Consider the following 14,397-nt stretch of genomic DNA (forward strand, 5'->3'; position numbering starts at 1 on the left):
AAATCACGTCGCGCAGGTTAAGGCGTCAGCCACAGCAACACATAATCGTTTTTGTCGAAACGCCCGCTCAGCACCGGCTGCAGCGTTCCGAGCGGCGTGCCTTGCAGAGCCTGCAAGTCGCTGCGATCCATCATCAGCCACGCCGGTCCCTTGAGTGCCTCGAGCGCTTGCGTGGTTTCAGTGAACAGCGGTTGCAGATCCTGCTCGACGTTGACCATGAACTTGATCGCCTTGGCGTCCTTGCCCATGCCGTGCAGCACCAGCGGCGCGGGTTGCTCGTGGATCCGCGCCAGTGCCGCCTGGCTGAAGGATCGCGTGTCATACAGCTGGCGTTCCACCGGTTCGAACACCAGCGCATACGCCGACCAGACCGCCAACACGGCGCTGAACGCGAGGACTTCGGTTCGCCAGCGCGGCAGCCACAACCGCGACAATGCGGCCAGTTGCAGCAATCCGAGCACGATCATTACCGGCGTCAGGTCGGTCAACGACTCGGGAAACCGTCGCTGCGCCACCCACAACAGGACGATCAACAAGGCAGGGATCAGCAACCACAATCCCTGCATGCCGACGCGCAGCCAGGCAAACACCCGACCATGCAACACCTGAAACGGATACGCCGCAATGATCGCCGCCATGGGCAGCATCGGCAGCAGGTAACGGGCCTTTTTCGCTTGGGGAATCGACAACCCGAGCATCACGATCAATCCCGCAGCGGCGCAATACTGCACCAGTCGCAAAGCCGGGCCGCGCTGGCGGGGCTTGCTCAGCCACGCCGCCGCGAGTGCCAGCAAGGCCAGCGGATACGCCAGCGCGTAGTTGCCCAGGGAGCTGGTGAAGTAATACAGCGAACCGCTGACGCCCTCGCTGCCGTCCATGCGCCCCATGAACTGCATGCGGATCACGTCCTGACGAAACGCTGGTCCACCGCTGACCTCCGCCAGCCACAACAACAGCCCGACGCAGGCCGCCAGCAACAGCGAAGCCAGCACCCCGAAGAGCAACAGGCGCGACCATTGGCGATCCAGCAGGTAATAACTGCACAGCATGCCGGTCGGCACCACCAGCCCGATCGGCCCGCGAATGCCGAACCCCAGCAGCAACAGAATGAACACCAGCGGCCAGCGTCGACCGGCAGCGAAATGGTCATGGGCATAGCCGAGGTAGAACACCGAAAACGCCACGGCGGCGAGCATCAGGTCCTGCGACACCGCGCGGGTCTCGGTGATGAAGGTGCTGGTGAGCATCAGCAGCGCGATGCTGACCACCGCCCAGCGCACGGATGAAGGCGCGAGCAAGCGATACATTAATGTCACGCTCACCGCGCCGGCCACTGCGCTCGGCAGCCACGCCGTCAGGCTGTTGACCGTCCCGAACGGCAACGACAACAGCCAGATGAACAAGGTCGAGAGCGACGAATAATCGGCGTAAGGCTCACCATAGGTGGTGGGAAACACACTGGGCCCGTGCCGCAGCATTTCCTGGGCGAACAACACGAAGCGCGAGTCAAAACCGATGGGCGCTTGTCCGTACACGCCGGCGATGAACAGCAAAAACGCCAGCAGCCCTGCGATCAGGGACTGCCGGCGCAGGGCAGGGGTTAAACCGATCAAGCCACGTCCGAGGCGTGCGGCCATTGCTGCAACGGAATCGGCAGGGTGCGCGATTCGCCACGGCCCATCGGGAAGTAATGGAAGCCGTTGCGGGCCAGGCGTTCGGCGTCGTACAGGTTGCGGCCGTCAAAGATCACCGGGGCCTTGAGGCGTTGCTGGATCAGATCGAAATCCGGCGCCTTGAACTGCTGCCATTCGGTGCAGATGATCAAAGCGTCGGAACCGGCGAGTACCGATTCCGGAGTGCCCATCAGCATCAGTTTCGATTCTTCCGGGTACAGATGCTGGGTTTCCTGCATCGCTTCCGGGTCGAACGCCCGCACGCTGGCGCCAGCGGCCCACAGCGATTCGAGCAGAACCCGGCTCGGCGCATCGCGCATGTCGTCGGTGTTCGGCTTGAAGGCCAGGCCCCACAGGGCGAAGGTCTTGCCGCGCAGTTCGCCCTTGTAGAACGCGTTGATGCGTTCGAACAGCTTGTGTTTCTGCCGCTGGTTGATCGCTTCCACCGCTTGCAGCAAATCACTGGAGCAGTGCGCCTCTTCGGCGCTATGGATCAGCGCGCGCATGTCTTTGGGGAAGCACGAGCCGCCGTAACCGCAACCGGGGTAGATGAAGTGGTAGCCGATGCGGCTGTCGGCGCCGATGCCCTGGCGCACCGATTCGATGTCCGCGCCCAGGTGTTCGGCCAGTTCGGCGATCTGGTTGATGAAGCTGATCTTGGTCGCCAGCATGCAGTTGGCGGCGTACTTGGTCAGCTCGGCGCTGCGCAGGTCCATGAACATGATGCGGTCGTGGTTGCGGTTGAACGGCGAGTACAGATCGCGCATCACGTCGCGCACTTCTTCGCGCTCGCAGCCAATGACGATCCGGTCTGGCCGACGGCAATCGGCGACCGCCGAACCTTCCTTGAGAAATTCCGGGTTGGAGACGATATCGAACTGCAACAGGCGCCCGCCCTTGACCAGCGCTTTGTCCAGGTGGGTGCGCAAGGTGTCACCGGTGCCGACCGGTACGGTGGATTTCTCCACCAGAATCAGCGGTTTCTCACGGTGCCGGGCCACGGCGTCGCCCACCGCCAGGACGTAACGCAAGTCGGCCGAACCATCCTCGTTCGACGGGGTGCCAACGGCAATGAATGCAACCTTGCCATGTTGCACCGCAAGTTTTTCATCGCAGGTGAATTGCAGGCGCCCGGCGTCCAGGCCTTCGCGGACCAGACTGGCCAGCCCCGGCTCGAAGATGCTGACGTGGCCCTGGCGCAACAGTTCGATTTTCTTCTCGTCGATGTCCATGCACACCACGTCGTGACCAACCTCGGCCAACACGGCAGCCTGCACCAGACCGACATAACCGCTACCAAATACTGTGATTTTCATGGCGAACTCCTCAATTCGGGCGCACGGGCCGGACGAGTGTTGATAGTGATGACCCCGAGCATGACCAGCGCCACGCCCAGTGATTTGGAGAAACTGAAGGATTCATTGAACAGCGGCAGGCTGGCGGCCAGCAGGTACACCAGCGCGTAGCTGATGCTCAGCAGCGAATAGGCCCGGCCCAGCGGCAGATCGCGCAGGGCGGCGAGCCAGCAGAGCATCGACAGCGCATAGGCGAAGATCGCCGCCAGCACCACGGCCAGCGCGGTTGAGTCAACGCTGGGCACCGCCAGCCACTGATCCGGCCGGGGCAGGCGCGTCATACTCCAGCGCATGCTCAGTTGCGCCACGCTGACCAGCAGCACGCTGGCCAGGGCGAAGAGGATTCCACGACGCCGGTTCATGACTGTTGCCCCAACAGCGCCACGCCACCGATGACCAGAAACACGCCGAACCAGTGTTGAACGTCGACGGGTTCCTTGAACACGAAGCGGGCGATCAGGGTGATGATCACGAAATTGAGGCTGAGCATCGGGTAAGCGATGCTGACTGGCAGGCGCTGCAACACCAGCAGCCACACCAGCAGGCCGGTGCCGAGGGCAAACAGCGCCAGCCACAGCCACGGCGAGCGCACTTTGCGCGACCATGAAAGGCTCGCGCCGCGCCAGCTCTCGACGGCGAATTTCTGCGCGACCTGGCCCAGGCAGGTCAGCAGGCAGGCGAGCAACAGCAGCCACAGGCTCATGACGCCTCCTTTGGAAGAATCATGATCACCAGGTTGCCTTGCTCATAACGAACGCCGTCCTTGGGCAGTCTGTCGAGTTCGTCCAGTTCGTCTTGCCCCTTGACCCGCATCACCACGCCGACCGAACCGGTCTTGCGGGCTTCGCGCATCCACTGTTGCACCTGATCGGGATCGACCCGTTGGTGAATGCCGTCAGGATAGGCAAGCCCATATTTCAATTCGCCTATCGTGTTGTACATCGCCACCTGCGGGCGTTTGACCCGCCAGGACAGGGCCGACGCAGCGCCCAGGTCGTTGCTCAACAGGTGCGTGGTGGCCGCCAGTTCCGTCTGGTGGGCGAGCACGAACTGGTCGGGCATCTTGTTCGCCACCACCGATTTGGGCAGTGCCGCCGGCAGCAATGCAATCAGCAGCAGACTGCCCACCGCCGGTGCCGCCCAGCATTGCAACGGGCGAAACGCCTGCAGCAGGTTGCTGATGATCCAGCCGGTCAGGGCGATGAACACCAGCACCAGACTGTGCAATTCGTGGTCGTACAGCGGACGCTTGAGCTGCACGTAAACCAGCGCGATCAGCGTGACCAGCCCCAGCAACAGGTTCAGCAGGCCATTGAGGCCCAGCGCCCGGCCTTGCTCCAGACGCAGGCGATCGGCCAGCGCATGGCCCAGCAGCAACGCCAGCGGCAGCAGGCACGGCAGGATGTAGGTCGGCAGCTTGCCGTTGCTCAGGCTGAAGAACAGCAGCGGCATCAGCAGCCACAGGCCGAGAAACGCGATGCCGGTTTCGCGGCGGGTCTGCCATGCCTGCTTGAATGCGACCGGCAACATCCCGACCCACGGCAGACTGAACGCCACCAGCAGCGGCAGATAGAACCACCACGGCGCGTCATGCTGGGCATCGTCCCCGGCAAAGCGGCGGATGTGTTCGTGCCAGAAGAAGAACCGCCAGTAATCCGGTTCCTGCCCGTGCACCGCCAACGCCCACGGCAGACTGACGATGATCGCCACCGCGATGGCCACCGGGCCGTACAGCAGCAATTCTTTCCAGCGCTTTTGCCAGAGCATCCACGGCAAGGCGACCAGCACCGGCAGCAGCCAGGCGAGAAAACCCTTGGTCATGAACCCCATGCCGCAGGCCAGGCCCAGCACCGCCCAACCGGCCAGGCGCTGACCGTTGGAGCGGCTGTCGAGGGCAAACCACAGCGCCACCAGACTCAGGTTGACCCAGAAGGTGAATTGCGGATCGAGGTTGGCGTAACCGGCCTGGCCGGCGACGATGACAAAGCTCATGTAGAGCAGGGCGCAGACGAAGCTTTTGCGCGGGTCATTCCACAAACGGCGAGCGATGAGGAAGCACAGCAGCACGCTCAGCCCGGTGCTCAGGGCCGAGGCAAACCGCACGCCGAACAGGTTCTGGCCGAACACGGCCTGCCCGAGGGCGATCATCCAGTAACCGGCCGCCGGTTTTTCGAAGTAACGCAGGTTCATGAAATGCGGCGACACCCAGTTGCCGCTCAGCAACATTTCCTGGCTGATCTGCGCATAACGGGTTTCATCGGGAATCCACAGACCATGACTGCCCAGCGGCAGCAGACAGGCCAGCAGGAAAATTCCCAGCAACAGCGGCAATGCCCAGCGTTTGCTCATGCGCCTTGCACTCCCAGCCAGCCTTCGCGGCCTTCGAGGGCACCGCGCTGCACCCGGCCGACGGGCAGGGTGTTGAGAAACTCGGGCAGCAAGTCGCCCAGCGGCTGAAAGTTGATATGTCGCTGGCGTGCGTCGGCCAGCAGTCGACGAAAATCTTCGGCCATCAGAATCCCTTCTACTTCGGCGTGAATGGTGTAGACGTTGAGGTTGTCCGGGCGGAACCGGTCGAGGATGTAGGCGTTGAAATCCTTCGCCGCCACACTCGGCCCGACCACTTCATCGAAGGTCGGCAAGTCCACGGGAATCTGCGGCGCACCGACCGAGCCGTCAGACAGCAACGGGCGGAACAGCCGCTGCCCACGGCAATCGCTGTTGTAGCGAAAGCCGAAGGCCTGTTTGGCTTCGATCACACGCTCGTCCGCACGCCAACCGGCGGCGGCCGAACACGTGACCTTTTCGCCGAGGATGTCGCTCAAGGTGTCGACGCCCTGACGGATCTGCTCGACCAGTTGCGCATCGCTCCAGCGCCCGGCATTGGCCTGCCAGCCATGGTGATCCCAGGCGTGCAGGCCGACCTCGTGGCCGGCGGCCCGGGCCTGACGCATCAGGTGCCCGAGGTCGCGACCGATCGGTTTGCCCGGCCAGGCGGTTCCGGCCAGCAGGATGTCCCAGCCGTACAGGCCGGCGGCGTTGGAGCGCAGCATTTTCCAGAGGAACTGCGGACGGATCAGGCGCCACAGATGCCGGCCCATGTTGTCCGGGCCGACACTGAAGAAAAACGTCGCCTTGATCTGCGCTTCATCGAGGATTTCCAGCAAGCGCGGCACACCTTCACGGGTGCCGCGAAAGGTGTCGACGTCGATGCGCAAACCGGCCTGCATCAACATGCCCCTTTATTGGAAGGCCTCTCGATTTCGAGCATCGCCTCACGCAAGAAGAAATCCAGCGTGTTGCCGATGGTCTCGCGCATTTCCACGGTCGGCGTCCAGTCCAGCAGGCGCTTGGCGTTGGCGATGCTCGGTTTGCGGTGCTCGACGTCCTGGTAACCGGGGCCGTAGAACGCCTTGCTTTCCACATCGCGGAAACCGGCGAACGGCGGGAAGTTGGAACGCAGCGGATGAGCCTCGAACTGGCGCAGCAGTTCTTCGCCCAACTGGCGAATGCTCGCTTCGTTGTCCGGGTTGCCGATGTTGATGATCTGGCCGTTGCAGACGTCGTTGTCGTTATCGATGATCCGCGCCAGCGCCTCGACGCCGTCGGCGATGTCGGTGAAGCAGCGTTTCTGCTCGCCGCCGTCGAACAGGCGGATCGGCGTGCCTTCCACCAGGTTGAGGATCAATTGGGTGATGGCGCGTGAGCTGCCGATACGCGCCGAATCGAGGCGATCAAGCCGTGGGCCCATCCAGTTGAAAGGGCGGAACAGGGTGAATTTCAGGCCTTTGGCGCCGTAGGCCCAGATCACCCGGTCCAGCAGTTGCTTGGACACCGAGTAGATCCAGCGCTGCTTGTTGATCGGGCCGACGACCAGGTTGGAGCTGTCTTCGTCGAAATGTTTGTCCTGGCTCATGCCATAGACTTCCGAGGTCGACGGGAAGATCACGCGCTTGTTGTATTTGACGCAGTAGCGCACCAGTTTCAGGTTTTCTTCGAAGTCGAGCTCGAATACCCGCAGCGGGTTGCGCGTGTATTCGATCGGGGTGGCGATGGCCACCAGCGGCAGGACCACGTCACATTTCTTGATGTGGTACTCGATCCACTCCGAGTGAATGCTGATGTCGCCTTCGACGAAGTGGAAACGCGGGTGGCTGCGCAGGCGGTCGATGGCGTCGGAACCGATGTCCAGGCCATAGACTTCGTAGCGCTCGTCACGCAGCAGGCGCTCGGACAAATGGTTGCCGATGAAACCGTTGACGCCGAGGATCAGCACCCGTGTACGGCGCGGGCCACGGCCGGATTCGGCACCGCGCAGCAGCGAGCCGTCCACCAGACCCAGTTCATTGGCCAGTTGCGGGCCGCTCAGGTACAGGCCGTTGTCGTTGCGCTGGCCGGCGTTGATCACCAGCGAGTCTTCACCGCAGGCGATGCGCAGCGGATCGACACTGATGACCCGGCCCGGCGCCTGGCCTTCGTTGCCCTTGACCACGTCGGCGCTCCAGACGATCAGCTTGTGCTCACCCACGGCGCAGAAGGCGCCGGGGTAAGGCTGAGTCACGGCCCGCACGAGGTTGAACAGTTGCTCTGCCGGTTGCGCCCAGACCAGTTTGCCGTCTGCCGCGGTTCGACGGCCGAACACCGTCGCTTTGGATTCGTCTTGCGGGGTTTCGCTGATTTTGCCCTGAAGCATCGCTGGCAGCGCATCGCGCAGCAGGTCGCTGGCGGCGATCCGCAGTTTGCCGTGCAGGCTCAGCGCGGTGTCGCTGCGTTCGATGGCCACGCGTTGCTGGGCGAGGATGGGGCCGGCGTCGGCGCGCTTGACCATGCGATGCAGGGTGACGCCGGTTTCGGTTTCGCCATTGACCAGCACCCAGTTGGCCGGAGCGCGGCCACGGTAGCGCGGCAGCAGGGAGCCGTGCAGGTTGAACGCGCCTTTTTTGGCGGTGGCCAGCAAGGGCTCGCTCAGCAGGTTGCGATAGTAGAAGGAGAAGATGTAATCCGGATCGAGCTTGGCAATCCGCTCGATCCACAGAGGGTGGTTGGCGTCTTCCGGTGCATGAACCGCGATGCCTTTATTGGCGCACAGTTGCGCGACCGAAGCGTAGAACGCATTTTCCTGCGGGTCATCGGCATGGGTGAACACCGCCGCAATGTCGTAGCCGCTGTCGAGCAGGGCTTGAATGCCGGCGCAGCCAATATCGTGGTAGGCGAAGACAACGGTTTTTGCGCTCATGAGAGAACCTGATCGGACGTGGAGTTGGAAGTGAGGCCGTCAACGGTGATGGCGGGGGCCGGCGAGGCGGGGTGCCCGCGCAGGACTTTTTCAATGAAGAAACGCGGGCGGGCGCGCACATCGCTGTACATGCGCCCCAGGTATTCGCCCAGCAGGCCCATGCCGATGAACTGGCCGCCGGTGAACACGAACAGCACGGCGAACAGCACGAACAGGCCATCGCCAGCCCATCCGGCGCCAAAGGCCAGGCGCAGAACGATCAACGCCGCCGCGAACAGCACGCCGAGCCCGGCCATGGCGAAACCGACGATGCTCAGCAGGCGCAGGGGCGTGGTGGTCATGCAGGTGATCAGGTCGAACATCAGGTTGATCAGGCGCATCGGGCTGTATTTCGAATCGCCGTGTTCGCGCTCGGCGTGGGCCACGGTGATTTCCGTGGTGTGGCGGGCGAAGCTGTTGGCGAGGATCGGAATGAACGTGCTGCGTTCGCGGCAGGCGAGCATCGCGTCGATGATGGTGCGGCGGTAGGCGCGCAGCATGCAGCCGTAGTCGCTCATGGCGACGCCGGTGGAGCGCTGCACGGCGAGGTTGATCAGTTTCGACGGATAGCGGCGCAGCGCCGAATCCTGGCGATTGCCGCGCACGGTGCCGACCACGTCAAAGCCCTTTTCGGCCTCGGCCACCAGGCGCGGGATTTCTTCCGGCGGATTCTGCAGGTCGGCGTCGAGGGTGATCACCACGTCGCCCTTGCACTGTTCGAAGCCGGCCATGATCGCCGCGTGCTGGCCGTAGTTGCGGTTGAGGATGACCGCCACGAACGGACTGTCCACGACGGACGCGGCGTCTTCGAGCAGTTGCGCGGAGGCGTCGCGGCTGCCGTCGTCGACCAGCACGATTTCGTAGTCATGCCGCAATTGCTGGCAGGCGGCCTGGGTGCGGCGCAACAGCTCCGGCAGGCTGTCCTCTTCGTTGTAGACCGGGATGACGATCGACACGCAATGAATCGGATAAGGTCTCACGGGCGTTTCCCCATCAGGTGTTCAATGGCCCCGACGACCCGGTCCAGATCCTGGTCGGTCATGTCGGGGAACAAGGGAATCGAGCACAGCCGCGCCGAGTTCCACTCGGTGTCGGGCAGGGACAGGTGCGGATCACGCTGGCGATACCAGGTGTGCAGGTGGGTGGCGATGAAGTGGATGCCGGTGCCGATGCCTTGCTCCTGCAAACCCTTCATGAAGGCTTCGCGGTCGATGCCGCAGCGCTCGCTGTCGATGCGCAGGATGAACAGGTGCCAGGCGTGCTGCTGGGCGTATGGCGGCACGGCCAGCGGTTGCACCGGCAGGCCTTCGAGTTTTTGCAGGTATTGCGTGGCCAGTTCGGTGCGGCGGGCGTTGATCGCGTCCAGACGCTCGAGTTGCACCAGCGCAATCGCGGCGTTGATGTCGGCCAGGTTGTATTTGAAACCGGGCTCGATCACCTGGGCCTGGGGTTTGCGGCCGTGGGTCAGGCGGTCGTAGGCATCGACGCCCAGGCCATGAAACTTGAGCATGCGCACACGGTTGGCCAAGGCTTCGTCGTCGGTGACGAACATCGCCCCTTCGGCGCAGGTCATGTTCTTGATCGCATGGAACGAGAAAATCGCGGTGCCTTGCGAACCCACATGGCGGCCCTTGTAGCGGGTGCCGGCGGCATGGGCGGCGTCTTCGATCACGGCGATGCCGTGCTTGTCGGCCAGCGCGTAGAGCGGATCGAGATCGAACGCGGCGCCGGCGTAATGCACGGGAATGATCGCTTTGGTGCGCGGGGTGATGGCGGCTTCGATGCGCGCGGCGTCGGTCATCAGGGTGTCGCGGTCGACATCGACGAACACCGGTGTGGCGCCGAGCAGGGAAATCATGTTGGCGGTGGACACCCAGGTCTGCGACGGGGTGATGACTTCATCGCCTGGGCCGATTCCCAGCGCCAGTAAAGTTACATGCATGGCACCGGTCGCGGAGGAAAGTGCCACGGCATAACGGCTACCGACGTACTGGGCAAACTGTTCTTCGAGGGCCTGGTTTTTCGGCCCGGTGGTGATCCAGCCGGAGCGCAGAACTTGCTCCACGGCGGCAATTTCTTCATCACCGATACTGGGGCGGGAGAAGGGGAGAAACGCCTGACTCATGCACACCTCATTGCAAAGAAAAAAGAAAAAGATCCATTGAGTAATTGGATCCAATCAAAGCGTAGACGCGAAAAAATCCTTTGCATCAATAAGTTGCCAAGACGACATAACGTCGGGTTCGGTTGACTTTTCAGGCATTGCCCGGCAGCTTGGGCAGTGCCGGCACAGGACTCAGTGGAATTAAGGTTATGCCCGTTTTTGTGAAAGGAACATGAAAAACCGGTCGGCGAATCGTTTATCTGAAACCCATACAGCCACTGTTCAGACTTCTACCGTTTATCGCGGTTTTTAGTAGAAAAGTCCTACGGAAGTGTTCCCCTTATATTAAGAATGTTGCAGTTGTTAGTTGCTGTGTTGAACTGCTTTTACTCAAGGCCCGACGTTTGATTGACTTACCCGTTGCATCCCCCGACACCCTGAAAACCAACCCGATGACCGTGTATCTGGCGCGTCTGGCTCCCTCCAGCCAGCTCACCATGCGTTACGTTCTACAAGATGCCGCCGACCGTCTCGGTTTCGAAGACATGAACGTCGAAGACATTCCCTGGCATGCGCTGCAACCGGAAGATGTCGTTGCGTTAGTCGCCGCATTGCGCGCCGACAATTACGCGCCGAATACGTCTTCGCTTTATGTAAACGCAATTCGCGGTGTGATGAATGAAGCCTGGCGCATGAGTCTTATCAGCCAGGAACATCTATTGAAGATGCGCTCGGTCAAAGGCATTGCCGGCACGCGACTGTCTCAGGGGCGCAATCTGAAGCGCACGCTGATTCATGAATTGATGGAAGTCTGCGCGGCCGATCCGCGACCACAGGGTTTGCGCGATGCTGCGGTGATTGCGCTGTTGTACGGCACCGGCATGCGCAAGTCGGAGTCGGTGGATCTGGACTTGAATCAGGTCGACTTTACAGAGCGCAGTCTGTGCGTCACCGCCAAGGGCAATAAACAACTGATCAAATACGCGCCGGCCTGGGCGTTCGCCAAACTGAATGCCTGGCTGGAGTTTCGCCGGTCAGAGCTCAAGGAAGGCGAGAGCGACGACGCGTTTCTGTTCAACCGTATTCGCCGTGGCAGCCACATCACCCGCGAGCGCATCACCAAGCATGCGATCTATTACATCGCCCGCCAGCGCGGCACCCAGGTCGGGGTGAAGATCATGCCCCATGATTTCCGGCGCTCGTTCATCACCCGGGTGATCGAAGAGCATGACCTGTCGATCGCCCAGAAGCTGGCCCACCACAGCAATATCCAGACGACTGCCAACTACGACGTGCGCGACGACAACGAGCGACGCCGTGCGGTGGATCGCTTCGACCTGTAGTCAGGTTGTCTCGAAGACGTGGGCCGCTCCCAAAATTGACAGTTGCACGGCGCTGCCGGCCGGTGGCGCGTGCATGCCGGAGCTGCGTACCAGCAGTGAGCGGCCGGGGCTGGCCTGGGAGCGAAGTTCCACGGTCAGCGTGCAGACGTTGCCGCCAAAGTCCCGATCAGTGACCACCGCGTGGCAGCCTTCCGGGTCGGCGGGGATGTCCGACAGTTGCAGCTGTTCGGGCCGCAGCATGATCTGCGCGGCGCCGGAAAAGCCGTTGGTGTTGACTGCCACCCGACCCAGATCGCAATGGGCCCAACCGGCTTCGATCCGGGCAGGCATGACCACGGCTTCGCCGAGAAAACGCGCGGTCTGCTCGTCATCGGGATAGCGATAAAGATCCATCGGATGCCCCGACTGCACCAGCCGACCGTCACGCATGACGGCCAACTGGTCGGCGAACGACAGGGCTTCGCCCTGATCGTGGGTCACCAGAATCGTGGTCACGCCGGCATCCTCCAGCAGGCGCGCGACCATTTTGCGCATGGCGCCGCGCAGGCCGGTGTCGAGGGCGGAAAAGGGCTCGTCGAGCAGCATCAGGCGTGGCCGCTGGGCCAGTGCCCGGGCGAGGGACACCCGCTGCTGTTGGCCGCCGGACAATTCGTGAGGCCAGCGCGCGGCCATGTCGGCGTTCAGGGCGACGCTGTCCATCAGCGCCTGAATGCGCTCGGTTCGGGTGCTGCCGGTTTCCGCCAGCCCGAAGCCGATGTTGTCGGCCACGGTCATGTGCGGGAACAGCGCGCCGTCCTGCGGCACGTAACCGATTTGCCGTTGATAGGCGGGCACGGCGTGGGTGCTGTCGACCAAGGTCTGGCCGTTCAGCGTCAGGCTGCCGGCGTCGGGGAATTCGAACCCGGCGATCATCCGCAACAGCGTGGTCTTGCCGGAGCCGGACGGGCCGACAATCACCGTGCGGCTGCCGGTCGGAACGGACAGGCAGATGTTGTCCAGCGCCGTTTGCGCGCCAAAGGATTTGCTTAAGGAAATGATGTCGAGAGCGTTCATCGGCCGGCACTGCGCCTGGATTGGTGATAGAGGATGGCCGTGAGCGGCAGCGACAGCAGCACCATCAGCAGCGCATAAGGCGCTGCGGCTGTGTAGTCGATTTCGCTGGTCATGGCCCAGAAACCGGTGGCCAGGGTGCGCGTGCCGTTGGGCGCGAGCAGCAGGGTCGCGGTCAGTTCATTGGTGATCGCCAGAAACACCAGCGCCGCACCCGCCGCCGCACCGGGCGCCGCCAGACGCAAGGTGATCAGCCACAGGGCGCGCAACGGTGAGCGGCCCAGGCTTTGCGCGATGTTTTCCAGCTCCACCGGCGCCTGTGCGAATCCTGCGCGCAGGCTGACCAGCGCCCGGGGCAGAAACATCAGCAGGTAGGCCAGCAGCACGGTGATCGTGGTCTGGTAGATCGGTCGGGCGAAGTGGATGGTCACGGTCACCAGCGCCAGCGCCACGACGATGCCCGGCAGTGCGCTGGTGATGTAGTTGCAGCCTTCGAGCAGGCGTTGCAGCTTGCCGGGAGCGCGGATCGACAGCCAGGCAATCGGGATCGCCGCGAGGCTGGTCAACAGCGCGCCGGCCACGCCGAACGACAGTGTCTGCAGCAACGCCGGCAGCAATTCGTTGCCTTGCCAGACCTCGGCACCGCCGGCGATCAGCCATTTGCCGAGGGTCAGCAACGGCACGCCGAGCGCCAGCAGGCATGTCAGCCCTTGCAGGCACAAGCCCAGCGCGGCGGTGCGTCTGTGCAGGCGCACGGTGCGTTGTTCGCGAGCGCTGCCGGAGCCGACACGGGCGTACCGCGCATGACCACGGGCGCCGGATTCCACCACCAGCATGGCCAGGCAACACAGCGCCAGAACGCTGGCGAGCATGTTGGCGGCGGGGCCGTTGAAGGTCGATTTGAACTGGTCGAAGATCGCCGTGGTGAAGGTGTCGAAGCGGATCATTGCGTACAGGCCATATTCCGCCAGCAAATGCAGGCCGACCAGCAACGCACCGCCGCAGATCGCCAGCCGTAGTTGCGGCAACACCACCCGGAAAAACACTGCCCATGGCTTGAGGCCGAGGGATTCGGCGACGTCTTCAATCGCCGGATCGAGACGACGCAACGTCGCCGCGATCGGCAGATAGAGGAACGGGAAATAGGCGATCACCGACACCAGCACCCCGGCCGGCAATCCATTGATCGACGGAATCAGACTGACCCACGCGTAGCTGTGCACGAACGCCGGCACCGCCAGCGGCGCGACCGCCAGCAGTGACCACAACCTTCGCCCCGGCAGGTCGGTGCGCTCGGTCAGCCAGGCCAGAGTGGTGCCGAGCACGATGCAGATCGGCAGCGTGATCAGCACCAGCAGCACGGTATTAATCAGCAGCTCGGCGACCCGAGGACGGAAGACCAGCGCTTCGATGGTCGCCCAGCCGGTGTACCACGACACCCCGATCACAAAACCGATCGGCACCAACGACAGCAGCGACACCGCGATGGCCAGCACGACCACCCACGGACTCCCGCGCCCATTGAGGGCGCGGGTCCGGCGTGACAAATGGGCGGAGGGCGCCGCAGCGATCTCCGCAGGCAGCGGTTCAGGCATCA

Annotated in this window: 12 protein-coding genes; 1 reads left to right on the plus strand and 11 read right to left on the minus strand. The window is 62.9% G+C overall.

The genetic code is table 11. From position 1 onward, the window contains the following. Window positions 1-17: 17 nt before the first annotated feature. From AC1RT4_RS04750 to arnB, 9 genes are read right to left on the minus strand one after another with little or no spacing between them, the layout of a single operon-like run. A complete protein-coding gene (locus tag AC1RT4_RS04750; protein WP_493083888.1) occupies window positions 18-1,637 on the minus strand; it encodes an ArnT family glycosyltransferase in 1,620 nt (539 codons plus the stop codon). Beyond that, complete coding sequence (locus tag AC1RT4_RS04755; RefSeq protein WP_493083890.1) at window positions 1,610-2,989, minus strand: UDP-glucose dehydrogenase family protein; 1,380 nt, start codon at window positions 2,987-2,989, stop codon at window positions 1,610-1,612. The genes AC1RT4_RS04750 and AC1RT4_RS04755 overlap by 28 nt, the downstream gene beginning before the upstream one ends. Beyond that, window positions 2,986-3,390, minus strand: coding sequence for a 4-amino-4-deoxy-L-arabinose-phosphoundecaprenol flippase subunit ArnF (gene arnF / locus AC1RT4_RS04760; protein ID WP_493083892.1), 405 nt, complete (start codon window positions 3,388-3,390; stop codon window positions 2,986-2,988). Before arnF ends, AC1RT4_RS04755 begins: the two co-directional genes overlap by 4 nt. Then, entirely contained in the window at window positions 3,387-3,731 is a 345-nt protein-coding gene (gene arnE, locus AC1RT4_RS04765) for a 4-amino-4-deoxy-L-arabinose-phosphoundecaprenol flippase subunit ArnE (protein WP_262159537.1), read from the minus strand. The genes arnF and arnE overlap by 4 nt, the downstream gene beginning before the upstream one ends. Further along, the gene (gene arnT / locus AC1RT4_RS04770) at window positions 3,728-5,377 is read right to left on the minus strand and encodes a lipid IV(A) 4-amino-4-deoxy-L-arabinosyltransferase (protein ID WP_493083895.1); all 1,650 of its coding nucleotides are present in this window, start codon (window positions 5,375-5,377) and stop codon (window positions 3,728-3,730) included. The genes arnE and arnT overlap by 4 nt, the downstream gene beginning before the upstream one ends. Further along, on the minus strand, window positions 5,374-6,258 hold the full coding sequence (gene arnD / locus AC1RT4_RS04775; protein ID WP_493083897.1) for a 4-deoxy-4-formamido-L-arabinose-phosphoundecaprenol deformylase: 885 nt from the start codon (window positions 6,256-6,258) through the stop codon (window positions 5,374-5,376). The genes arnT and arnD overlap by 4 nt, the downstream gene beginning before the upstream one ends. Beyond that, the gene (arnA, locus tag AC1RT4_RS04780) at window positions 6,258-8,264 is read right to left on the minus strand and encodes a bifunctional UDP-4-amino-4-deoxy-L-arabinose formyltransferase/UDP-glucuronic acid oxidase ArnA (protein ID WP_493083899.1); all 2,007 of its coding nucleotides are present in this window, start codon (window positions 8,262-8,264) and stop codon (window positions 6,258-6,260) included. Before arnA ends, arnD begins: the two co-directional genes overlap by 1 nt. Then, the gene (arnC, locus tag AC1RT4_RS04785; RefSeq protein ID WP_493083901.1) at window positions 8,261-9,283 is read right to left on the minus strand and encodes an undecaprenyl-phosphate 4-deoxy-4-formamido-L-arabinose transferase; all 1,023 of its coding nucleotides are present in this window, start codon (window positions 9,281-9,283) and stop codon (window positions 8,261-8,263) included. Before arnC ends, arnA begins: the two co-directional genes overlap by 4 nt. Continuing rightward, window positions 9,280-10,428 (minus strand): UDP-4-amino-4-deoxy-L-arabinose aminotransferase, encoded by a 1,149-nt coding sequence (arnB, locus tag AC1RT4_RS04790; RefSeq protein ID WP_493083903.1) that lies wholly within the window; start codon window positions 10,426-10,428, stop codon window positions 9,280-9,282. Before arnB ends, arnC begins: the two co-directional genes overlap by 4 nt. 431 nt (window positions 10,429-10,859) lie before the next feature. On the opposite strand from arnB, the gene AC1RT4_RS04795 reads away from it, so the two are divergent. Then, window positions 10,860-11,750 (plus strand): site-specific integrase, encoded by an 891-nt coding sequence (locus tag AC1RT4_RS04795; protein WP_179695775.1) that lies wholly within the window; start codon window positions 10,860-10,862, stop codon window positions 11,748-11,750. Here AC1RT4_RS04795 and AC1RT4_RS04800 read toward each other — a convergent pair whose 3' ends face one another. Further along, window positions 11,751-12,803, minus strand: a complete 1,053-nt coding sequence (locus tag AC1RT4_RS04800; protein ID WP_493083905.1) for an ABC transporter ATP-binding protein — start codon at window positions 12,801-12,803, stop codon at window positions 11,751-11,753. Beyond that, window positions 12,800-14,395, minus strand: a complete 1,596-nt coding sequence (locus tag AC1RT4_RS04805; protein WP_493083907.1) for an ABC transporter permease — start codon at window positions 14,393-14,395, stop codon at window positions 12,800-12,802. Before AC1RT4_RS04805 ends, AC1RT4_RS04800 begins: the two co-directional genes overlap by 4 nt. Window positions 14,396-14,397 lie beyond the last annotated feature (2 nt).

It is taken from the genome of Pseudomonas sp. GW821-FHT11D10 (assembly GCF_058808435.1).